This window comes from Acinetobacter sp. BD54, assembly GCF_044778325.1.
Classification (GTDB): Bacteria; Pseudomonadota; Gammaproteobacteria; order Pseudomonadales; family Moraxellaceae; genus Acinetobacter; species Acinetobacter baumannii.
Window position 1 is genome coordinate 426,315 of the sequence record NZ_JANJEP010000001.1, and the last position, 22,364, is coordinate 448,678.

General features: G+C 34.9%; 24 protein-coding genes and 1 other RNA gene. 12 read left to right on the forward strand and 13 right to left on the reverse strand.

Annotated elements, in window-relative coordinates; genetic code table 11:
• The first annotated feature begins 1 nt into the window (after position 1).
• On the forward strand, positions 2 to 487 hold the full coding sequence (gene fabZ, locus NQ782_RS02075; RefSeq protein WP_000140523.1) for a 3-hydroxyacyl-ACP dehydratase FabZ: 486 nt from the start codon (positions 2 to 4) through the stop codon (positions 485 to 487).
• A complete protein-coding gene (lpxA, locus tag NQ782_RS02080) occupies positions 484 to 1,272 on the forward strand; it encodes an acyl-ACP--UDP-N-acetylglucosamine O-acyltransferase (protein WP_000064875.1) in 789 nt (262 codons plus the stop codon). The genes fabZ and lpxA overlap by 4 nt, the downstream gene beginning before the upstream one ends.
• A gap of 55 nt (positions 1,273 to 1,327) precedes the next feature.
• On the opposite strand, the gene NQ782_RS02085 is transcribed toward lpxA, so the two are convergent.
• Positions 1,328 to 2,212 (reverse strand): YbgF trimerization domain-containing protein, encoded by an 885-nt coding sequence (locus tag NQ782_RS02085; protein WP_057093041.1) that lies wholly within the window; start codon positions 2,210 to 2,212, stop codon positions 1,328 to 1,330.
• A gap of 316 nt (positions 2,213 to 2,528) precedes the next feature.
• Here NQ782_RS02085 and ffs point away from each other — a divergent pair.
• Positions 2,529 to 2,625: signal recognition particle sRNA small type (ffs, locus tag NQ782_RS02090), an RNA gene on the forward strand.
• Between the two features lie 14 nt (positions 2,626 to 2,639).
• On the opposite strand, the gene NQ782_RS02095 is transcribed toward ffs, so the two are convergent.
• The 4 genes from NQ782_RS02095 to NQ782_RS02110 all read right to left on the reverse strand — a co-directional run bounded on the left by NQ782_RS02095 (position 2,640) and on the right by NQ782_RS02110 (position 5,481).
• Entirely contained in the window at positions 2,640 to 3,122 is a 483-nt protein-coding gene (locus NQ782_RS02095) for a regulatory protein RecX (protein WP_000476756.1), read from the reverse strand.
• Positions 3,123 to 3,175: 53 nt separating this feature from the next.
• Positions 3,176 to 4,225, reverse strand: coding sequence for a recombinase RecA (gene recA / locus NQ782_RS02100; protein WP_000344169.1), 1,050 nt, complete (start codon positions 4,223 to 4,225; stop codon positions 3,176 to 3,178).
• A 145-nt stretch (positions 4,226 to 4,370) separates the two neighbouring features.
• A complete protein-coding gene (locus tag NQ782_RS02105; protein WP_000040959.1) occupies positions 4,371 to 4,811 on the reverse strand; it encodes an RNA-binding S4 domain-containing protein in 441 nt (146 codons plus the stop codon).
• Positions 4,795 to 5,481: an HAD-IA family hydrolase gene (locus tag NQ782_RS02110; protein ID WP_057093039.1), complete on the reverse strand. Its 687-nt coding sequence runs from the start codon at positions 5,479 to 5,481 to the stop codon at positions 4,795 to 4,797. Before NQ782_RS02110 ends, NQ782_RS02105 begins: the two co-directional genes overlap by 17 nt.
• Before the next feature lie 171 nt (positions 5,482 to 5,652).
• Here NQ782_RS02110 and NQ782_RS02115 point away from each other — a divergent pair, with 171 nt between their 5' ends.
• The 3 genes from NQ782_RS02115 (at position 5,653) to NQ782_RS02125 (ending at position 6,755) form a co-directional block, all read left to right on the forward strand.
• Positions 5,653 to 6,012 (forward strand): YcgJ family protein, encoded by a 360-nt coding sequence (locus NQ782_RS02115; RefSeq protein WP_000798357.1) that lies wholly within the window; start codon positions 5,653 to 5,655, stop codon positions 6,010 to 6,012.
• Positions 6,013 to 6,110: 98 nt separating this feature from the next.
• Complete coding sequence (locus NQ782_RS02120; protein WP_000525044.1) at positions 6,111 to 6,347, forward strand: hypothetical protein; 237 nt, start codon at positions 6,111 to 6,113, stop codon at positions 6,345 to 6,347.
• Between the two features lie 114 nt (positions 6,348 to 6,461).
• Positions 6,462 to 6,755, forward strand: coding sequence for a hypothetical protein (locus tag NQ782_RS02125; RefSeq protein ID WP_000689660.1), 294 nt, complete (start codon positions 6,462 to 6,464; stop codon positions 6,753 to 6,755).
• Between the two features lie 49 nt (positions 6,756 to 6,804).
• Here NQ782_RS02125 and NQ782_RS02130 read toward each other — a convergent pair whose 3' ends face one another.
• The gene (locus tag NQ782_RS02130; RefSeq protein ID WP_086231107.1) at positions 6,805 to 7,341 is read right to left on the reverse strand and encodes a GNAT family N-acetyltransferase; all 537 of its coding nucleotides are present in this window, start codon (positions 7,339 to 7,341) and stop codon (positions 6,805 to 6,807) included.
• Between the two features lie 45 nt (positions 7,342 to 7,386).
• Positions 7,387 to 7,836 (reverse strand): Lrp/AsnC family transcriptional regulator GigD, encoded by a 450-nt coding sequence (gene gigD / locus NQ782_RS02135; RefSeq protein WP_032000106.1) that lies wholly within the window; start codon positions 7,834 to 7,836, stop codon positions 7,387 to 7,389.
• Positions 7,837 to 7,982: 146 nt separating this feature from the next.
• On the opposite strand from gigD, the gene kynU reads away from it, so the two are divergent.
• The 5 genes from kynU (at position 7,983) to NQ782_RS02160 (ending at position 13,828) form a co-directional block, all read left to right on the forward strand.
• Positions 7,983 to 9,233, forward strand: coding sequence for a kynureninase (gene kynU / locus NQ782_RS02140; protein ID WP_057093736.1), 1,251 nt, complete (start codon positions 7,983 to 7,985; stop codon positions 9,231 to 9,233).
• Between the two features lie 40 nt (positions 9,234 to 9,273).
• On the forward strand, positions 9,274 to 10,680 hold the full coding sequence (locus tag NQ782_RS02145; RefSeq protein WP_057093739.1) for an amino acid permease: 1,407 nt from the start codon (positions 9,274 to 9,276) through the stop codon (positions 10,678 to 10,680).
• A 7-nt stretch (positions 10,681 to 10,687) separates the two neighbouring features.
• Entirely contained in the window at positions 10,688 to 11,434 is a 747-nt protein-coding gene (locus NQ782_RS02150) for an alpha/beta hydrolase (protein WP_001255467.1), read from the forward strand.
• A gap of 870 nt (positions 11,435 to 12,304) precedes the next feature.
• Positions 12,305 to 12,418: a hypothetical protein gene (locus NQ782_RS02155; protein ID WP_085916944.1), complete on the forward strand. Its 114-nt coding sequence runs from the start codon at positions 12,305 to 12,307 to the stop codon at positions 12,416 to 12,418.
• Between the two features lie 231 nt (positions 12,419 to 12,649).
• The gene (locus NQ782_RS02160) at positions 12,650 to 13,828 is read left to right on the forward strand and encodes a S8 family peptidase (RefSeq protein ID WP_057093478.1); all 1,179 of its coding nucleotides are present in this window, start codon (positions 12,650 to 12,652) and stop codon (positions 13,826 to 13,828) included.
• 47 nt (positions 13,829 to 13,875) lie between these two features.
• Here the strand turns inward: NQ782_RS02160 and NQ782_RS02165 are convergent, their stop codons facing one another.
• Both NQ782_RS02165 and NQ782_RS02170 read right to left on the reverse strand, forming a co-directional pair.
• The gene (locus NQ782_RS02165) at positions 13,876 to 15,330 is read right to left on the reverse strand and encodes a SulP family inorganic anion transporter (protein WP_057093476.1); all 1,455 of its coding nucleotides are present in this window, start codon (positions 15,328 to 15,330) and stop codon (positions 13,876 to 13,878) included.
• 246 nt (positions 15,331 to 15,576) lie between these two features.
• Positions 15,577 to 16,206: an SOS response-associated peptidase family protein gene (locus tag NQ782_RS02170; protein ID WP_057093474.1), complete on the reverse strand. Its 630-nt coding sequence runs from the start codon at positions 16,204 to 16,206 to the stop codon at positions 15,577 to 15,579.
• Positions 16,207 to 16,561: 355 nt separating this feature from the next.
• Here NQ782_RS02170 and NQ782_RS02175 point away from each other — a divergent pair, with 355 nt between their 5' ends.
• The gene (locus tag NQ782_RS02175) at positions 16,562 to 18,004 is read left to right on the forward strand and encodes a glucose/sorbosone family PQQ-dependent dehydrogenase (RefSeq protein WP_057093441.1); all 1,443 of its coding nucleotides are present in this window, start codon (positions 16,562 to 16,564) and stop codon (positions 18,002 to 18,004) included.
• A gap of 54 nt (positions 18,005 to 18,058) precedes the next feature.
• Here NQ782_RS02175 and NQ782_RS02180 read toward each other — a convergent pair whose 3' ends face one another.
• The 4 genes from NQ782_RS02180 to NQ782_RS02195 all read right to left on the reverse strand — a co-directional run bounded on the left by NQ782_RS02180 (position 18,059) and on the right by NQ782_RS02195 (position 22,199).
• Positions 18,059 to 18,502: a universal stress protein gene (locus NQ782_RS02180; RefSeq protein WP_000120225.1), complete on the reverse strand. Its 444-nt coding sequence runs from the start codon at positions 18,500 to 18,502 to the stop codon at positions 18,059 to 18,061.
• Between the two features lie 125 nt (positions 18,503 to 18,627).
• On the reverse strand, positions 18,628 to 20,721 hold the full coding sequence (locus NQ782_RS02185) for a GGDEF domain-containing protein (RefSeq protein ID WP_031993043.1): 2,094 nt from the start codon (positions 20,719 to 20,721) through the stop codon (positions 18,628 to 18,630).
• Between the two features lie 607 nt (positions 20,722 to 21,328).
• On the reverse strand, positions 21,329 to 21,544 hold the full coding sequence (locus tag NQ782_RS02190) for a hypothetical protein (protein WP_001129188.1): 216 nt from the start codon (positions 21,542 to 21,544) through the stop codon (positions 21,329 to 21,331).
• 190 nt (positions 21,545 to 21,734) lie between these two features.
• Complete coding sequence (locus tag NQ782_RS02195) at positions 21,735 to 22,199, reverse strand: MarR family winged helix-turn-helix transcriptional regulator (RefSeq protein ID WP_000163427.1); 465 nt, start codon at positions 22,197 to 22,199, stop codon at positions 21,735 to 21,737.
• Positions 22,200 to 22,364 lie beyond the last annotated feature (165 nt).

Here is a 22,364-nt window from a genome sequence, read left to right on the forward strand (position 1 = left end):
TATGACCGAGTCTACTACACCTAAATTTGCCATCCCTGAATTACCAATGCAGATTCAAACGATTCGTCAATATTTGCCGCATCGTTACCCATTCTTATTGGTTGATCGTGTGACTGAAGTTACTGACAATAGTATTGTTGGTTATAAAAATGTTTCTATCAATGAAGAGTTCCTACAAGGGCATTTCCCAGAATATCCAATTATGCCTGGTGTTCTCATTGTTGAAGCATTAGCTCAAGTTTCAGGCGTTCTTGGTTTTATTATGAACAATGAAACGCCAAAACCAGGTTCATTATTCCTGTTTGCTGGTGCAGAAAGAGTTAGATTTAAAAAACAAGTAGTTGCAGGTGATCAACTTGTATTAAAATCTGAGTTGGTAATGCAGAAGCGCGGTATCTACAAATACAATTGTACAGCTAGCGTTGACGGCATTGTAGCAGCAACCGCTGAGATTATGATTTCACACCAAAAAACAGAGCAGGCATGAGCAATCACGATTTAATCCATTCTACCGCCATTATTGATCCATCTGCAGTGATTGCTTCAGATGTTCAAATAGGACCTTATTGTATTATTGGTCCTCAAGTGACTATTGGTGCTGGTACTAAATTACATTCTCATGTGGTTGTAGGTGGTTTTACCAGAATTGGCCAAAATAACGAAATCTTTCAATTTGCAAGTGTTGGCGAAGTTTGCCAAGACCTCAAATATAAAGGTGAAGAAACGTGGCTTGAAATTGGTAACAATAATCTAATTCGCGAACATTGCAGCTTACATAGAGGTACGGTGCAAGATAATGCATTAACCAAGATAGGTAGTCATAACCTATTAATGGTAAATACACATATTGCACATGATTGTATCGTAGGTGACCATAATATCTTTGCTAATAATGTAGGTGTCGCTGGACATGTACATATTGGTGATCACGTTATTGTGGGTGGTAATTCTGGAATTCATCAATTCTGTAAGATCGATTCTTATAGCATGATTGGTGGGGCTTCTTTGATCCTTAAAGATGTTCCAGCCTATGTGATGGCGTCTGGTAACCCTGCACATGCGTTTGGTATAAATATTGAAGGTATGCGAAGAAAAGGTTGGTCTAAAAATACAATTCAAGGCTTAAGAGAAGCTTATAAATTGATATTTAAATCTGGATTAACTTCTGTTCAAGCTATTGACCAAATTAAAAGTGAAATTTTACCTTCAGTTCCAGAAGCTCAACTCTTGATTGATTCTCTTGAACAATCAGAGCGTGGAATTGTGCGCTAATCAAGAAGACATAAAAAAAGACACTGTTTTAACAGTGTCTTTTTTTATAACTAAATTATTTGTTAAAGAATTTTGCTTCTTCAGACTTTGGATATTGGCTAAGTAACTTGTTCTTGTATTGATTTGCTGACACAGTATTCTTATCAACATCTTTAGCGATACTATAAAGTTGGTACAATGCTCGAGGTGCCTTACTTGAATTTGGGTATTGGTTAGCTACGACATTATAGTTTTTCTTTGCTTCATTATAATTTACTGGATCTGTCGCTAAATGAAACTCGGCTAACCAAAAATAAGCATTACCTGTATAGATACTATTAGGATGGTTTTTTATAAAGTTTTGCATTGGAGCAATTGCTTTTTTAGCACCGCCTTGTTTATACGCATCTAAAGCTACAGTATAAGCAGCTTTTTCTAATTCGAGGGAATTTGACTGGTTTTGCGCAGCAGCTGGTGCTGGTTGAGTAGTGGTTGTTGGTGCGCTAGGCTGCTGCTCAGAAGTTTGTGTGGCTGGTACTGCAGCTACTTTATTACTCTCTGTGGTTTGAGGGGCTGGTGCACTAGCAGGAGTAGTGTTATCGGATGTTGCATTCGAACTATCATCTTGTGTAGCACTGTCAGAGTCAACTTTTTGGTGTAATAATTCTAAACGTTGATCTAAGTCGGTATATCGGTTTGCTAGATCTTTCTTTAATTGCTCAATATCATTAGCTTGTTCTTCAAGCTGACCTCTTAATGTACGAATATCATTTTCTAATTGTTGGTTTTTTTGCATGAGTTCCCAGTTTAAATTTGTAGGAACTGAAATATTGCTTGAAGAAGTATTGGATGCACTACCATCATTTTGACTTAAACCACGAGACTCGATAGGGATATTTGCGTATAGAGAAGTGGTGCTCATTAAGGCAATAAATAATAAAGAATGCTTCTTCATTTGCATATGTATAAATCCATAATTTTATATAAAAGCCACCTTGACACAGGAATATAAAAAACAATTCTCTAAATATCTAAGGTTTTTCATTGATCAATGCAATTAAAGCAGTTAACAGTTTAAATGCAAGGATAGTTTACAATCTTCAAGCATATTTTATGCAAAATAAGAAAAGAGCATAAGCTCAAGAAATTACATTTTTGGGGTTTAAAGCTATTTTTGCTGAGGAATTAATCAATCGAAACAAAAACTTGCCGAAAAAGGCAGAGAAGGGTTGCAACTCTTTTAAAAATCTCTATACTTTGTTTTGCAATGGTAGCCCCGCTGGTGGCTTCGCAATTGTACTCTGTGAACCCCGCCAGGACCGGAAGGTAGCAACGGTAGCAGATCTATGATGTGCCGAAGTTTTGCTAGTGGGGTTGCCACCATTCTTTTAATCCAATTTTCTTTGGATTGCTTTTAAAATTACATCTAAATCAAATCCTCTATATTGTAAGAATCTGATCTGTTTTGCTTTAAGTTTTGGATCTTTCTCTACAGCTTCTCCAAATTTTTTAACTTTAAGTTGATAAGCCTGTTCTACCCAATCAATTTCTTGAATTTCATCTGCAATTAAATCATTTTCAATTTGTTTAGTTTTTAAAGCTTGTTGAATTCGTTTCGGTCCTTTACCTTTACGAATTTGGCTTGCTAGCATTTGCTCAGCAACACGTTGATCACTCTGGTAATTTTGTTCAGATAACTCCTCAACCAGTTGTTTTACTTCTTCTATATTTTGTGCATAACGAGCTAATTTCTCGATAAGCTCTGCTTTAGAGTAATCTCGGCGAGTGAGTAAAGCAAAAGCATATGAGCGTAAACGTTGGCCAGTAAGAGGAGGGCGCTGCTGAGATTGCTCATCGTTTCTTTTGAACATATAAAATTCCTTGTAAAAAACGCCCCGAAGGGCGTTTTATGACTCATGTATAATTACGATTCTAATAAAAGATCTGGCTCTTCTTCATCTTCAATTTGAACTGCACCATTTGTGCCTGTAGTCAGCAATTGTTCACGGATATTACGTTCAATTTCTTCAGCTATTTGAGTATTTTCTTCAAAATAGCGAATTACATTGTTTTTACCTTGGCCAATTTTATTGCCTTGATATGAATACCATGCACCAGCTTTTTGTACGATATCCTGTTGTACAGCTAAATCTACAAGTTCACCTAGTTGGTTAGTACCTTTACCGTATAGAATTTGGAAAATAGCTTCTTTAAACGGAGGAGCCATTTTGTTCTTAACGACTTTAACTTTAGTTTCTGAACCAACAATTTCATCGCCTTCTTTTACTTGACCGATACGACGAATATCTAAACGAACTGAAGCGTAGAATTTAAGAGCGTTACCACCAGTGGTAGTTTCTGGGCTACCAAACATAACACCAATTTTCATACGAATCTGGTTAATGAAGATAACCATACAGTTTGAACGTTTAGCATTACCCGTAATTTTACGAAGTGCCTGGCTCATAAGACGTGCTTGTAGACCCATATGAGAGTCACCCATCTCACCTTCGATTTCTGCTTTAGGGGTAAGTGCAGCTACCGAGTCCACAACGATTAAATCAATTGCGCCTGAACGGACAAGCATGTCAGCAATTTCAAGTGCTTGCTCACCATTGTCGGGTTGTGAAACAAGTAGGTTATCAATATCTACACCAAGCTTGCGTGCATATTGAGGGTCTAGGGCGTGCTCAGCATCAATGAAGGCACATGTACCACCAGATTTTTGACATTGAGCAATTGCTTGCAATGTCATTGTGGTTTTACCAGAAGATTCAGGACCATAAATTTCGATAATACGGCCTTTTGGTAAACCACCAATCCCCAATGCGATGTCTAAAGTTAAAGAACCTGTAGATACGGCTTCAACTGCTTGAACAGTGTTATCACCAAGACGCATAACCGTATTTTTACCAAATTGCTTCTCAATTTGGCTCAAAGCGGCTTGTAATGCTTTGCTTTTATTCTCATCCATCTCAAAAACCTCAATACTCTATGTTCATCACGTTTAACCCAAGTGGATGCATTGAATCTCAACTTGTTTCACAGGGCTAATAGTGACAGATTTTTTCTCTAGCTTCTATATATTGTATATGTGAGTGCGACACAACTCGACGTTTTTATTCATCATTATAAGACCAGTGATCTTCATAATGTTGATCATTATCCTGTTTAAACCGATTGATTTGTCGCCGATCTTTCTTGCTTGGTCTATGGTCAGGTCGTGCTAGATTATGCAATTTTCGTTGGGAAGCAATCAACTCCCGTCTTGCAATACTTACTTCTGTTTCTTCATAAAGTTGTTGTGCAACAGGGGCCGGTCCTCGGGTATTGGAGAGCGCTTTAACAACAACTGTTTTTTTATCGAAACCTTGTTGAACAACGAGCTCCATACCGACACGAATTTCTTTAGAAACTTTTACACGTTCATTATTGTGATGTACTTTACCCCCTTCAATTGCAGCTTTAGCAATAGAACGGGTTTTAAAAAAACGTGCTGCCCACAACCATTTGTCGACACGCATGGTTTCTACAGCATCGTCTTCACGCAATTTTGACATCATTATCCTTTCTATCAATTTGATTCAAAATAGACAGTAGCTCTGTAAGCTGACCTAGAGCTTTATACTCTAAATCTTGTGGCTGTCTTATACTCTTAAGACTTGAGGGCTGTAAGATAGTAAACAAGTGTCTTATACCAAATTTTTCTGCAGTTTTTAAAACAGGAAGAGTGTCATCTAAAAAAATAGTGCTTTCTGGCGCAAAATAATGCAAGCGTTGCAACTCTTGCCAGAATCGGATGTTTTCTTTTGCGTAACCAATTTGTTCGCTAGATACGATGACTTCAAAAAAATCTTGGATAGGAACGTTATCAAGTTTTAATTTTAGGCTTGCACAGTCAGCATTGGTGACTAGCCAACATTGATAATCCTGTGCTTTTAAAGCGCTGAGCAGCTCCATGCATCCTGGTCTCGCTTTAATTTTATGCTGAAATTCTTGCTGGAGCTTTAAAACATCCACGCCAGTTGTTTGTGTCCAGTAATTTGATGAGTACCAAGCAAGCGTATGTTTATGGCTGCGATAAAACTGGTTTAATATTTCTTGACTCTCAGTTAAAGATAGATGATGTGTTTCAGAATGTCTTTTAGGTAAGCATTCGTTCCAGATAAAGTCATCAAAAGCCAAATCTAGTAAAGTTCCATCCATGTCAAACAGGACTACCTTATTCATGTTGCGAACGCTCCAGCTTTAAATATACATGGAAGAAATTAGCTTAAGATTATAAACATTAAAGCCTCAAAAACAGATTGATTTGTTGTTATCTCATCATTTTAAAGTTCTAAAGATATTTTACTTTTGATATATTATTTCAATAATTAATGATAACGAGTGAATTAAAAAATGAAAAATTCTAATTTTTTTGTTGTTTTTATCGGTTCTATTTGTTTTGCGTTTAGTGCAAATACATTGGCACAAAATACAGCTGCAGTTTTTTCACCTAAAAGAGGTGTAGTCTGTGATAAATATATTTGTGCAGATAAAAAGGGCGTTTCCAAATCCTTAACTAATCAATATTTAGGTGCAAAAAAAGCAAAACAAGCTTTTTCACAAGGTGACTTTGATACATCTGCTTTTACTTTTTCTAATGGTGTATTTTGTGATACCACTACTAAATTGTGCCATGTGAATAAATTTTTTGAAAATGGTCATAGAAGTAGAGTAGATAAAAAAATGACTGATAAAATTTTTAAAAATAGGTAGTTATATGAATTGTAAATTAGTTTTTTGATACTTTTTTGCGTTTCTATACTTTATATGAAATTATCATTATTTAAATATTATTAAAAGTTGGAATAAAAGTGGGATTATATACAATTAGATATGGTTATCGTAACAACAGTTTTTTTATTGCTTCAAACACGGCTGGGCAGTTTATTGTGATTGATGCATTAGGAGCAGATTTCCAGATTGGTCATCAAATTTCTTATGAAGGGAGCAAAATAATAAACGAAACATTAAATGATGAAACGGAAGCAAAAGTTCATCTTGAGAGCAACGAAAAAGAAGCTTATGAGTATTTACGGACAATGAAATAATCATCTCGTTATTTTGATTTACATAGGATACGTATTGGCAAACATTTTATAAATTGAACTCTACTTATTTAAAGTTATATTAAAAATCATTTGAATAACAATTTAGAGTAGGCGATGAAAATTGGATTTATTGGAGGAGCCAATGATGGCATTGTAATCAATGCTGCCAATGGTATTGATACTTATAAACTTGAATGGCATTACAAGGCTGAGAAGCATTGTGAAGAACAGCCATCATTAGGGCTAAATGGCCCTGAATATGACTATTACAATTTATTAATTTTGAGAAAAAATAAAGAGGCAAAACTCTTCTACGTTTTAACTACCATGGACAAAGAAGATATTGCGGATAAGATTAATGAGTATTGGGAGTATTCCACCTCTGTAGGTTATGACTTTGATGAGTAGTAACCGTTTAAATTTATTGAAATATTTTTTATATTAGTATTTAACTGAATCATAACTCAAGCTTAGGATGATATATTTCATAAAGAACATGCTTTTGTAAGGCATGTTCATCTGGAAGCTTGTGATGATTAAAGTATTTAACTTTGCGCATTCCTAGTCTTTCCATCACGGCTTGAGATGGCCTATTTACTGTTGCTGTGAAAGAAACCACTTTATCTTTATTGAGAATATTAAAGGCATAGTCCAATGCTGCTTTTGCTCCTTCAGTGGCATAACCTTTTTTCCAGTGTTCTGTAGCAATTCTCCATCCAATTTCAATGCAGGGAGAAAAATCAAATTGTTCTGGTTGGTTGTGTAAGCCAATAAAGCCTATAAATTCTTGAGTTTCTTTTAATTCTACCGCCCAAAATCCCCAGCCATTTTCATCAATAAGAGCTGATATTCTTTGAATTAAACTTATACTTTCAGTAGTAGATAAAAGCTTTGGGAAAAAACGCATAACATCTTCGTCTAAACCCATTTTGATAAATGGCTCTGAATCAGACTCTTTCCATTGTCTTAAGATTAAACGTTCAGTTTCGATCATAGTAAAAATTCTTTAACGAGAGTTTTTTAATTTTAGCTAAATATTCTACAGCGGCTTTTGTATAATTTTCTGTAAGATAATTTTTGAGTTAATGCTTACCACACCTTTAATTTTATTGAGTGTATTAATAACAAAATGAGAAAAAGAGTTTAGATCTTTAGTGGCAACGTGCAGTACATAATTAGATTCACCTGTAATGATATAGGCATTGATGACTTCATCAAAATTCTTGATTTGGCTTAAAAAAAAGTTGTGGTCATTTTCGGTGATTTGAGCAAGTTTTATTTCAACTATCGCCTCAATTTTTATACCTAATTTTTCATAATTAACTTTTGCTTGATATTTTTCAATGATTCCGTTGGTTTCTAAAATTTTGACGCGTCTGTGACAAGCAGATGCTGAAAGATTAATAAGATCAGCAAGTTCTTGGTTACTTAAACGGGCATTGTCTTGTAAATATTTCAAAATTTTTAGATCGATTGCATCTACATTCATTTTCGAATTTCATCCATATTTTTTAATTTTAATTAGAATTTTATACGAAAATAGCTATTTTTGATCAAATATTATCGAATAAATCGTACAAATTGACGTGATAAAATTCAAATACAAAGGAAATGTAGAAATAGGTGCAATACCAAATGATTACTCGTGAACAGTGTTTGTATTGGGATCAGGAAGATGAACTCAAAAAATTTAAAGATGAATTTGCATTGCCAGAAGGCGTTATTTATTTAGATGGTAACTCTTTAGGTGCTAGACCAAAGAAATCTTTGGCTGTCGCTCAGCATATTATTTCCCAAGAATGGGGAGAAGATCTGATCAATAGCTGGAATAAGGCAGATTGGTGGGGGCTACCAACGCGGCTGGGTGACAAAGTCGCTAAACTGATTGGTGCGGAACAAGGTGAAGTTGTTATTTCAGATTCAACTACACTGAACTTATTTAAAGTTTTATCTGCAGCGGTAAAAATTCAGGCTGATAAATTCCCTGAACACAAAATTATTGTGGCAGAAAAAGATGCTTTTCCAACAGATATTTACATTATTGAAGGTTTCATTGACTTAATTCAAAAGGGCTATCAGGTTGAATTAATTGATGGCGTAGAAGACTTATCTCGTGCTTTAGAGAAAGATGTTGCTGTAGTAGTACTTTCCCATGTGAATTACCGCACTGGTTATTTTTATGATATGGCATCTATTAATGAACAAATTCACTCTAAAGATGCTTTGGTGATTTGGGATTTATGCCACTCAGTCGGTGCGGTTCCTATGCACCTTAATCAAACTGATAGTGATTTTGCGATTGGTTGTACCTATAAATATTTAAATGGTGGCCCTGGTTCTCCTGCATTGCTCTGGGTCAATGAAAAGCATCGTGATCAGTTCTGGCAGCCTTTATCTGGTTGGTGGAGTCATAAAAAACCATTTGATATGGCACAGCATTATGAGCCAGCGAATAGTATCCGCCGATATTTATGTGGGACTCAGCCGGTTATTTCTATGAGTCTGATTGAATGCGGAGTAGATATTTTCCTGCATGCTGATATGCAAAAAATCCGTGAGAAATCGTTGAAATTAACAGATTTATTTATTCAATTGGTACATCAAGAATGTTCTGAATTTGGATTTGAGTTAATTACCCCTTTAGATCATAAGCATCGTGGTAGTCATGTTAGTTATCGTCATGAATTCGGTTATGAAATTATTCAGGCACTTATTGCACGCGGTGTAATTGGTGATTATCGGGAACCTGCAGTCTTGAGATTTGGTATTACACCTTTGTATCTGGGCTTTGAAGATATTTGGAATGCAGTACAGCACTTAAAAGAAACCATGCTGAATAGTGAATGGAAAAACAAGCAGTATTTAGTTCGCGGTGAAGTGACCTGATTTTAAGGAATCAAAATAAAACAAATGGCTAGGAGGGCCTATGAGTAGTTTTGATGAAATACAAAATAGAGAAGCTGGGCTGCATAAAAAGTTATCTGCAAAACAGATGGGGATGATTGCCATTGGTGGAGCAATTGGAACCGGATTGTTTATGGGAAGTAAATTTGCAATTAGTTTTGCAGGTCCCGCAGTCATCGTCAGCTATGCGATTGGTGGTTTAATTGCTTTTGCGCTTATGGCTTGTTTGGCTGAAATGACAGTTCAGCATCCTACTTCGGGCTCATTTGGTGCATATGCAGAACATTATATAAGTCCACTTGCTGGCTTCTTAGTTCGCTACTGTTACTGGGCTTGTATTGTACTGGCAGTAGGTACAGAGATTACCGCCGTTGCTGATTATATGAAGCTCTGGTTCCCGAATGTAGGCTCTTGGATCTGGATTGGATTTTTTTCACTGACCTTACTTGTTGTAAATGCCTATAGTGTTAAAGCTTTTGGACTAGTGGAATACTGGTTTTCCACAATTAAAGTTTTTGCCATTATCGTGTTTATTCTTTTGTCTATTGGTATCTTGACACAAAGCAATCAGGGAATGATGCAAGTTGTAACTCATTTATCAGGACATGGGGGCTTTTTTCCAAATGGTTTTAGTGGGGTATGGATTGGTGTCATTATTTCAATATTTAGTTATTTAAGTATAGAAATGATTGCTGTCGCGGCTGGCGAAGCTAAAGACCCAGAAAAGGCAGTTAAAAAAGCATTCAAAAGCACAGCACTTCGACTCATTTTGTTTTATTTATTGTCCTTATTCCTAATCGTTACTTTGGTGCCGTGGACTGTTTTGATCGGAGCAGATGCAACAAGTCCGTTTGTTATGGTCATGAAGATTGTCGGTATCCCGTATGCGGATAGCATTTTAAACTTTATTGTAATTGTAGCTGCCTTATCAGCCATGAATAGCATGCTTTATATTTCAACTCGTATGCTGTTTAGCTTGTCACGTGCAGGTGATGCCCCAAAAGTCTTTGGTCGAATTAGTAGTAATGGGGTACCGGTAAATGCGCTGTTGTTATCTGCGGTAGGGATTGGTATTGCTAGTATTGTTTATACGGTTAATCCAGCTTCCGCATTTCCAATTATGATTGCACTATCCATGTTTGGTGCGTTGTTCACGTGGGGAAGTATATTTTTGACTCATATGTTTTTTAGAAGACATATGGTTCACCAAAATATACAACTAAAATTTAAAATTCCTGCTAGTCGATTTATCTCTTTGTTTGGGTTTATTGCGATTTTAAGCATTACATTGACTACCTGGTTTACCAGTGAATTTAAGTCTACTTTACAATTTGGCGTACCTTTAGTTCTGGTTCTTATATTTTTCTATTATTTGAAACGTTCTACCGTAAAGTTAAATCTCAACTCTAGTGAAGAAACATTGAAGTGATTGGTATATGAGAAGGTATGACAATGCTACAACGGTAGAGAATGAAGGTGAAATACTAGCAGGCTTCCAATACAGAAGCTTGCTGAGTTATCAGGCCTATTATCATATAAAAGATATAAAGTATGGTTCGAAGAACCGATCAACGCTGGATTTTTTTCCTTTAGAACATGCCAATAAAACCGTAATTTTTATACATGGGGGATATTGGCAGTGGTGTGATAAATCGGACTTTGCCTTTATAGCGCAGTATATATTAGCAAAAGGAGCACAGTGTGTACTTTTAGAATATGACTTGGCTCCTCAAAGTCATATTTCACAAATCGTTGCTCAAACTCAACAAGCGCTCGATTTTATCGCTGAACAAAATTGGAAAACAGACGAAGTAGTATTGGTCGGCCATTCAGCAGGTGCTCATCTTGGTGCTTTATGTTTAAACCATCCGTTATTATCCAAGGCAAATTTATTAAGTGGGATTTATGATTTATTACCTATACAAGAGACACATTTAAATCACGCTTTAAACTTATCGCAAGAGGATATTTTGAAATATAGTCCTATTCATCAGCAGGAACAGATCAATATTCCTTGTACGATTTTGTGTGGTGGGTTAGAACTTAGTGAATTAAAATGGCAAAGTCAAAATTATTTTGAGTACCGACTTAGTCAAGGTGAGGATATGATTTCTTTTGAAATTATTCCTGAGATTAACCATTACTCTATTTTAGAGCACTATTTTAAATTTATATTTAAGTGAGAAATTAAGTTTGAGTTAGCCTTGGTAAATATAGGGTAAGTTGATTTAAATATTATAGAAACAATAGGTGGTGGGAAAATCATGAAAAGTTATCTTATTTATAATATTAAGTTCAGCTAATAAAATATTTCAGTACAAGAGCAATCAGTATGATAAATAACCAATTTGAACAATATGTAAATTGATATATTGTTTTATTAAAATTAAATAAATATATTGATTTTTGCTTAATTAACAAGAAAATGTAGAGCGCGTCACACTTCTTTGAGTTTTTTGCTGCTGTATACTATTTTAAGTTGACCTAAACTAATATCTCGATTAGATTAAAAAGATAGTGTTTTCTCTCTAATCGACAAACTGTTTAGCTGTTGCTTAGATGAGTTTATAGTCCGTAGCTTCCCAAGATGCGGACTTTTTTATTTTTGTACAATTCGTTAATGGTACAAAGATTCGCGCATTAAAAAGACAGTTAATAGTAAATTCGGTTCAATTCAAGTGAAAAACTTAAAGAAGTATTGTAAATATATCTTTAAAGGTATATATTTATATATGCATATACTGCGTCTGTAAAGTTGTTTGTTTTTTAATACCCACATATTTTTAAGATATGTGGGTATTTTTTATTAAAAATATTTTTAAACTGGCTAAGTTTTATATAAAGGGTTTATTTTAGTTAAATAAGAAAATTCAAATAATTTGTTTTGTCTAATTTATTACTAATAAGCTTGATTAATAAAAAAATAGGGAATATATATTTATACATTTATTATACATATTAATCACAGTTAAAGAAATTGTTAATTTTTTATAGTTGTATGGACTTTTATATTTTGAAATAATTGTCTATAACCTGTTAATTATCATATTGTTATGGATATTTTGAAGTTTTTAAGAAGTTTTAATACTGTTGGTACTTACTTAGCAATGGCTACTATAGTTCTTATCATAATGGTTATATTCTTTTATATTATTGAACCCAAATAGAGTGATATTTTAATTATAAAAAAATAAAATATTTAAATTATAAGTAGATGGATGTCACATTTTTCTATAAAAAAGTGGATTGATATTGTTTAACCTAAAAAATTATGAAAATATGGTTGGGGTTTAAAAGCAGATAAAACTCCTCAAAGTTCTCATCTAAAATTTTAATCCTGAAGTAAAAAGTTATTAATTATCATAAAAATACCTGAAATATAATATATGGAGATAGTCATGAATATTCGCCAAGTGTCTGCTATTTGTCTTTCAATAGCAGCTACTCATTTTGTGTATGCCGCTTCAAATGTTACAAATCCTGTAAATGATTCTTCCCAAGCAAAAGGAATTATTAAAAATCAATATATTGTTATATTAAATAAGGATGCAGGTCCTTCTAAAGATTTCGCACAAAATATTGCTAAACAACATGCTGGTAAAGTTTTACAAAGCTACGATACTGTTCTTAAAGGTTTTGCAATTTATTTACCGGATACAGCAGGGGCAGCCTTTATTGAAGCGATGAAAAAGAACCCTCATGTTCTTTCAGTAGAAAGCGATACAATAGTAAATATTGATGCAACTACTCAAAGTAATCCAGATTGGGGACTAGATCGTATAGACCAGAAAGCTTTACCATTAAATTCGACTTATTCTTATTTACAGACCGGTTCAGGTACTACGGCTTATATCGTGGATACTGGTATATTATCTAGCCACCAAGAGTTTTCAGGACGTGTGTTAAGCGGTTATACCGCAATATCTGATGGCAATGGTACAACCGACTGTAATGGGCATGGGACCCATGTTGCTGGAACAGTAGGTGGTACGACCTATGGTGTTGCCAAAAATGTCAATTTAGTTCCAATCCGGATTTTGGGATGTGATGGGTCAGGGGCCTCAAGTAATGTTATTGCTGGTTTAGACTGGATATTGAAAAATGGTAAAAAACCTGCAGTTGTAAATATGTCTTTAGGTGGGGCAACAAGTTCTTCTTTAGATAGTGCAGTGGAAAATTTATATAATAATGGTTATGTCATGGTCGTAGCCGCTGGCAATTCAAATACAGATGCATGTACATCTTCTCCAGCAAGAGTAAGTAAGGCCATTACAGTGGCTGCGACAGATAATACCGATACTCGGGCAAGCTATTCTAATTATGGAAGCTGTGTTGATATTTTTGCACCGGGTAGCCAAATTAATTCTTCTTGGATTGGAAATAATACAGCTACCAAGATATTAAATGGTACTTCAATGGCAACCCCGCATGTTGCTGGTGTAGTTGCTGAAATGCTTCAAAGTACACCTACGGCTTCACCTCAAACGATCTCTACCAATCTTTTAAATCAAGCGAGCAGTAACGTAGTAAAAAACCCTTCAGGTAGCCCAAACCGCTTGTTATATAAATCTCCTTAATAAAAATATAATTCTCTATGATTGAAAAGGTCCCGAAGGACCTTTTTTTAAATTTTTGCATGTGTACCATACTTGTCAATCATGATTGAACTGGCTTCATTTAAACCACGTACAGTAACTTGTATGCCATTCTTTTGGAACTTTTCTACTGCTGAATCAAGCATTGCAACCGAAGTGACATCCCATATATGTGAATGAGACAGATCAATAATGACTTCTTTTACGTCTTCTTTAAAGTTAAAGCCTTGCATGAATCTATCTGAAGAACTAAAAAAGATTTGTCCTCTTAAATCATATAAACGAGCGTTGCCTTCTAATGAACTTATTACCTGTATATCATTTTCAAGTTTATTGGCTAAGAAAAGCGCGGAAAGTAGTACACCCGTCAATACGCCTAATGCTAGATTGTGAGTAGCTACAACTACAACAACCGTTGCAATCATAACGGTATTGCTACTTTTAGGATTAGTTTTAAATTGGGTAAGCGAACGCCACTCAAAAGTACTTATTGATACCATAATCATGACAGCAACAAGCGCAGCCATAGGAATAACTTTCAACCAATCACTTAAAAATACTACTAAAATCAGCAAGAATATGCCTGCGCATAAAGTAGATAAGCGTGTGCGACCACCTGATTTAACATTAATCATTGATTGCCCAATCATGGCACATCCAGCCATCCCACCCATAAAACCAGAGGCAATATTAGCAATACCTTGACCTTTACATTCCTTAAATTTATTACTCGGGCTATCCGTCATTTCATCAACAATTGTGGCTGTCATCATCGACTCAAGTAAGCCAACTGCAGCTAACGCCAATGAATAAGGAAGAATGATAAGAAGTGTATCTAAATTAAGAGGAATATCCGGAATTAAAAAAATAGGTAAAGTATTTGGTAGTGCCCCCATATCGCCAACTGTTCGCAGATCAAGGCCTAAAAAGAGGGCGAGTAATGTGACTATAACAATACATATAAGGGGAGATGGAAAAATTTTTCCAAGCTTCGGTACATAAGGGAATAGATAAATAATTGCTAAACCAATAGCGACTAATAGATAGACGTACCAAGTTACATTGACTAGTTCTGGAAGCTGGGCCATAAAAATGAGTATGGCGAGAGCATTTACAAAACCAATTACAACCGATTTAGAGACAAAGCGCATGAGCTTAGCAAGCTTAAGATATCCTACTATAATTTGTATGACGCCCGTCAAAATAGTAGCTGCGAATAAATACTGAAGACCATGTTCTTTCACTAGGGTCGTCATGACTAAGGCCATAGCACCCGTTGCTGCCGAAATCATGGCAGGACGGCCACCTACAAAAGAAATAATAACCGCAATACAAAAAGACGCATATAAACCGATTTGGGGATCTACACCTGCAATAATTGAAAAGGCAATCGCCTCTGGAATTAAAGCCAGACCAACAACAAGCCCAGAAAGAATATCTGCACGGACATTAGAGAACCATTGTTCTCGAAGATTCGTTAACATGGAAATAGCCTAGAATTTTAAATTTTAGAAAGGCTAGTGATGTGATATACCAACACACAAGCGACTACACCACATCACTAGACAGTGATGAGTTATTTACAAAGGAGAAGGGTAAATAAACTTAAGGTGGCGTAAGTGTCATGGATAATGAAAATTTGAAGTTTTAAAGAAGTGCGAAGGATAACATAAGTTTTTAGGGGGAGCCATTTAAGCTTGCTACTTTCACTTATTAGGCATCTAACTATTTTATGATTTGTTCATTTCTGCTTTAGGCAGAGACGTAAATTCATTTAATGGCATATCTAAGAAAAAGTCAGGAGCGTCAGTGTGTTTGCAGTTTAACCAATCGTTTCTAAGATGGTCAGGTATTATAATAATTGAACGTTTTTCATCGTCAGGTTTATGAAACTGCTTCATAAAAGAATGTCGATCTGCATTGATTGTTAACAGCGACATTGTTCTAACTTTCTGCTCATCAATTATGGTTTCTTCATAAATTGCTGCAAGCGTAAATGGCTTCCCATCTTGACGAAAGATGCCATACCAATGTGCTTTACCATTGATATATTTCGGTTCATAAATAGCTTCAACAGGAACTAGGCCAAATTGATCATTTGACCAGGCATGTTTAAATGAACGTTTGTGATCAACCGTTTCAGTTCTTGCATTATAAGTTGCATATTTAAATGAAATTTCTTTCGCATATGGTGGCAACATTCCAAATTTAACTTTTCGCCATTCCCATTCATTTTGATGAGATAAGATTATTGGGCAATCATCACTTGGATAGACATCTGATTTGTAATCAAAGGTGGGTTCAAGTAAGTCTAATTGATAAGAATGCTCTCTCTTAAGGGGTTTAAAATTTGCACACATAACGAAATTCGATTTGTAAGGATCCTTAACCTTTAGCTTGGATCTTTTAACTATGTGATATGTATATTTTTATAGATTGAATTGTCTATTTGAGTATTAAATTTTACTTTTCAATTACTTTGTTAAAGCTTTCTTTCAAATTATTTATCATTAAAAATGAGATCAATGATTTATAAGGCAACTTATAAGATATTCATTTGTTTTGAATAGCTACTTTTATGCAACAGAGCCTTGCAGAAATTTAGATTTTAATAAATGAGCTAATCATCATAATACAAAAGATATAGAGAACGTATACAAACCAATGTTTTCAGCGGTTTAAGTAACTCTTTAGAAAACTTTATAAGGTGGAACTATGAATAAACATTTATTAGCAAAAATCACTCTTTTAGGTGCTGCACAACTATTTACGTTTCATACGGCATTTGCAGATATACCTCTGACACCTGCTCAATTCGCAAAAGCGAAAACAGAAAATTTTGATAAAAAAGTGATTCTGTCCAACTTAAATAAACCACATGCTTTGTTATGGGGGCCAGATAATCAAATTTGGTTAACCGAACGTGCAACTGGCAAAATTTTAAGAGTAAATCCTGAATCTGGTAGCGCAAAAACAGTATTTCAGGTTCCTGAAATTGTGAGTGATGCTGATGGGCAAAATGGTTTGTTAGGCTTTGCTTTTCATCCTGACTTTAAACATAACCCTTATATCTATATTTCAGGCACTTTTAAAAATCCAAAATCTACAGATAAAGAGTTACCTAATCAGACGATTATTCGTAGATATACCTATAACAAAACTACAGATACATTTGAAAAGCCTATTGATTTGATTGCAGGTTTACCGTCATCGAAAGACCATCAGTCTGGTCGTCTCGTCATTGGTTCAGACCAAAAAATCTACTATACGATTGGTGACCAAGGTCGTAATCAGTTAGCTTATCTGTTCTTACCAAATAAGGCACAGCATACTCCGACTCAGCAAGAGCTCAATAGTAAAGACTACCATACATATATGGGTAAAGTATTACGCTTAAATCTGGACGGCAGTATTCCTAAAGACAACCCAAGCTTTAACGGCGTAGTGAGTCATATCTACACTTTAGGGCACCGTAATCCACAAGGTTTAGTATTTGCCCCAAATGGAAAGCTTTTACAATCTGAGCAAGGACCAAATTCTGATGATGAAATTAACCTTGTATTAAAAGGTGGTAACTATGGCTGGCCAAATGTAGCTGGTTATAAAGATGACAGTGGTTATGCCTATGCAAACTATTCGGCAGCAACCAATAAATCACAAATTAAAGATTTAGCTCAAAACGGGATAAAAGTAGCAACAGGTGTTCCTGTGACTAAAGAGTCTGAATGGACTGGTAAAAACTTTGTGCCACCTTTGAAAACTTTATATACGGTACAAGATACCTATAACTATAATGACCCTACTTGTGGTGAGATGGCATATATTTGCTGGCCAACGGTTGCACCGTCATCGGCATATGTATATACGGGAGGCAAAAAAGCGATTCCAGGGTGGGAAAATACATTATTGGTCCCATCTTTAAAACGTGGGGTGATTTTCCGTATTAAATTGGACCCAACATATAGCACGACTTTGGATGATGCTATCCCAATGTTTAAAAGCAATAACCGTTATCGTGATGTCATCGCTAGTCCAGAAGGTAATGCCTTATATGTGCTGACTGATACAGCGGGGAATGTACAAAAAGATGATGGTTCAGTCACTCATACTTTAGAGAATCCCGGTTCTCTCATTAAATTTACATATAACGGTAAGTAACTTATTTCAAAAAACCCAGCTATATAGCTGGGTTTTTTATATAAAGGTTTAGATTTATTCAGTTACGACCAATACTGGCACATGAATTTCTCCTAAGAGTGCTTGAGTTACACTTCCTAAGAAGAACTTTTTAAAACCTTTTCGCCCATGAGAACCAATCACTAATAAATCAGCTTTTAGCTCAGTTGCTGCTTTGATGATTTCTGTATGAATTGTTTGACCTTCAACAATTTTGGTTTCAACAGAAATTCCATGTTGGCTAAATTGTTCTTTAGCTTGATCTAAAATGCTCTGAATCGAAGCTCTCGCTTTATTAAAATAATCTTGCGCAATTTCTGTACTATCAATAATTTCAACTGAAATAAATGGATCAATAGTGAGCGCATATACCAAAGTAACTTTACTACTAAAGGCTTTAGCAAGACTTGCAGCATGATTAACAGCAATAAGTGAAGTAGGAGAACCATCGACCGGAACTAAAATATGGTGATAACTCATATATTGCTCCTTATTGTCTTGTGACAATATTTATTGTTGAAGAACCTAAACTTGTTATCGTTATGGTTATATTATCGCCAATTTTATAATTTTTATTGTTTGTTTTTAGTGTGTAAGGTAAATGACTAATTCATAGAATAGTGACTTTCTAGATAAGCCTGACCCTGTTTAAGAATAGAGATCACCTGATTAGCGTCAATAGCTGATTCAAATAAAAAACCTTGCCCTATGTTGTATCCAAATTGAAGAAGCAACTCTTCTTGTTCTGGTGTTTCAATACCTTCTGCAATTAATCCGAGTGAGAGATTTGGAGCAAGTAAGCCAATTGCCTGAACAATTGCATAAATGGATGGATCATGTTGCATCTTTTGTATAAAGCTACAATCAACTTTTAAGCAATCAATAGGATAGTCTCTTATATGTGTTAAAGAAGAGAAACCTGTTCCGAAGTCATCTAAAGCAATGCGTACTCCATGCTGTTTTAGTTTATTGAGTGCGCGAATCACATATTCAGAACCACGGTCACCCAGCATATGTTCAGTAACTTCTATCTCAATTAAATGGGTAGGAATTTCAAGTTGATTAATCTTTTTTAATAAACGTTCAGCATAATTATCTCTTAAGAACTCAACTGGTGCGGCATTTAGAGAAACAGGAAGCGGCACAAAACCTAATTTTATCCATTTAGCAATATCATGCAAAACTTGTTGTTGCATGATTTCACCAATTTTACTGGCTAAATCGTAGTCTTTAAAAGCTTCAGCAATCTGAGAAGGCAAACCTCTTTGGGCCGAAGTCGTATGCCAGCGGAGTAATGCTTCAAAGCCCACTACAGCATGAGTTTTTAGATCGACTTTGGGTTGATAGTAGGGCTGAATGGTATGATGACGAATAAGTTGGCGAGCAATGTTGAGTTGAGAGGCGATTGCCTCGGTTAACTGCATCATACTTGGGTTATACATACGTATGCCGCCACGACCACGGGCTTTTAAGTCATGTAATGCCATATCGGCACAACTTAATAAGCTCGATTGATCAACTGCATCTTGAGGGTAAATGGCGCAGCCGATGCTCATGCCGCCGTTGAGCACATTCCCAGCATATGTAATGGGTTGATTGAGTTGTTGAAGCAATACTTCTGCAAGTTCACGAACATCATTCTCATTTTCTAAATGGCTAACAATAACTGCAAACTCATCACCACCTAATCTGGCAACTGAACATCTTTCAGGATCTACGCACTGATTAAAACGTTTAGAAAGTATTTTTAATAAGTGGTCACCAGCACTATGACCTATAGTGTCATTAATATGCTTGAAATGATCTAGATCAATTAAAAGTAGCCCTACACTGGTTTGGGTTTCTCTTGAGTAGGCTAGGGTGCGTTTTAGTTGTAGCTTAAATGAACGTCTATTAAATAATCCTGTAAGTTCATCTCTCTCGCTAATATCTCTTAGACGGTTTTCGGTAAGATACTGTTGAGTGACATTTCGCGAAACACACAATATCTGAATAATTTCGCCGTTTGTATGTTGAATTGGGGTGAGCATATTATCCCAATACTCAGGCTCTTGATTTGGTAAACAACTCATGCCGGCGAATCGGGCTACTTTACCTTGCAGGGCTTTTTTTAAAGCAACTCTTCCACGTTTACGAATATGAGGAGGTAAAAGATCTAACCATCTCATGCCAAATTTTTTTTCATCTACAGGTATACCTAATGCAAGGCATCCTGATTTATTCATATGAGATACAGTGCCATCTGTATTTAAAACCTTAATACAATCGACACTGATATCGAGCATTTGATTTTGTATATCGATATCTTTTCGTAAGCTTTGCTGCTCTTGTATATCTTGGTCAATATCTAGAAAACTAATAAACCATTCATTTTCTTGAGAAGATTCATGGTATTTCGACAATTGAATAGAAATTTTGCACCATCGATAATAATGGGTTTTATGCAAAAGACGGCATTTAAATTCAATTCTTGATCGGAGTCGTATCGCATCTAACCATTTGTTTTTAACTTCTTCTAAATCGGCAGGGTACACGAAATCTAGCCATTGTTGAAACAATGGAGGAGAAGTATCGCGCCAGTACTTTGTACACTCCGTATTGCAGTATAAAATTAAGCCTTTTTCATCACTGACCCAAGTCGGTAAAGGAAACTGCTCAACAATAAAATGCTTTTGGGTAGTGTTCGACATTGAAGTCATAACATGCCTAAAACTGCTGAAGAGTTAAACTATTTATAAACTGTATTGTAATAGTTGTGTCGTCACCACAAAAGCTATAAAAAATTAATATTTGATGTTTTTTTCGTCTCGAATAAAGGTTTTTTTAAAATAAAAATTTTATTAATCATCTATGCATATGTTATTTATTAACTTTTAATCTCCTAAAGATTATGAAATGTAGAATTTTAACTTGAAAAAAATTATGCGTATTTTTGTAAAAAACTTGTTAAAACAGTTGTTTATAAAATTCAAATAGCGTTTTTTATAAAAAACTCAAACATCAAAAATATTTTAACTCGTGAAGAGTTAATTAATTTAAATATTTATGAGAAAAAATTTATAAAGAAAAAGCATTTAAGTTATTAGAGGTTAATACAATAAATACTATTAACTTTACAAAAGTAATATAAAATAAGGTCTTATATTATCGTAGAATTCTTTTCATCAAAAAGGATATATAATTCCTTTTTGTGCATTTTATAGCCTACATTTTCCCCAAGATGTAGGTTTTTTTTATGTCAAAATTTTATTATTTTAATTTTATTTAACTTATTAAATTATAAATAAAAAAAGCCATGGAGGCTTTTTATACGGTTTCCGGTTTTTTCAACTGTTGTTGAATGTAGAGGTTCATATAATACTGCTCTATATAATCGTCAGCATAATTGTTAGCTAATGTCTTAGTAGCTACCTGTTCATGCTTGCTGTAACAGTTAGTTTCTAAATCTTTTTCAAGTACCCACCATTGACGGTTAATACGACGTACTTGAAACTTATCACTCTTATATTTTCTTTTAGCCATTTTTTCCTAAAATTACGTTAGAGATATTAAGAGAGAGTTTCTACTGGAGTTGAAGGAACAAGTCAACAAGCATAGTGTTTAATTGATTACTTTATGAAGTCTATATTCCTGTAAACATAAGAGAAAATAATAAAAAAGCTCTCATGAGAGAGCTTGAGAATTAATCGTTTTAAAATGTTGAAAACAACAATTATCGAGAAAGATTTTTTAAAAGCAATTTTAAGCTTTCCATCATTTTTTCTAGTTGAAGAGGGGTGATACCTTCGAATGATTGTTCAAGTACTACACTCGTTAGATCATTAATTTTATTAATCATTTCTGTACCACGTTCGGTAAGATATACACGTGTAATACGACCATCTGATTGACAAGAATAGGTTTCAACTAAGCCTTCATCTTTTAAGCGATAAACAATTTTAGTGGTAGTCGACATTTTTGAAATAATCATATCAGATAGCTCTGATACGCTAGCGTGAGGTTTACTACTTAGCGCAAGCATAATACGACGACGTGAATTATCTAGGCCATATTTTTTGAGGGCATTATCAATATTTTGTACATATTGAGCATGGACCTGAGTAATCCAATAATATGGAAAATCTTCAAGAGTGAAAGATTCTGTTGTAGGTAAAAAACGCGCATACTTCTTTGTCATTGACTTTTCCCCATACCTTGGTGGATCGCATTTTATGAAACTTATTTTAATAGTGGAAAAATATAGTTTCACTAAGCAAGTTATATCAGGACTTTAAGTCATGAGCAAAATTTATATTGTTTGATTAACAAGGACAAACTATAAATTTTCCTCTTCTAATAAAAC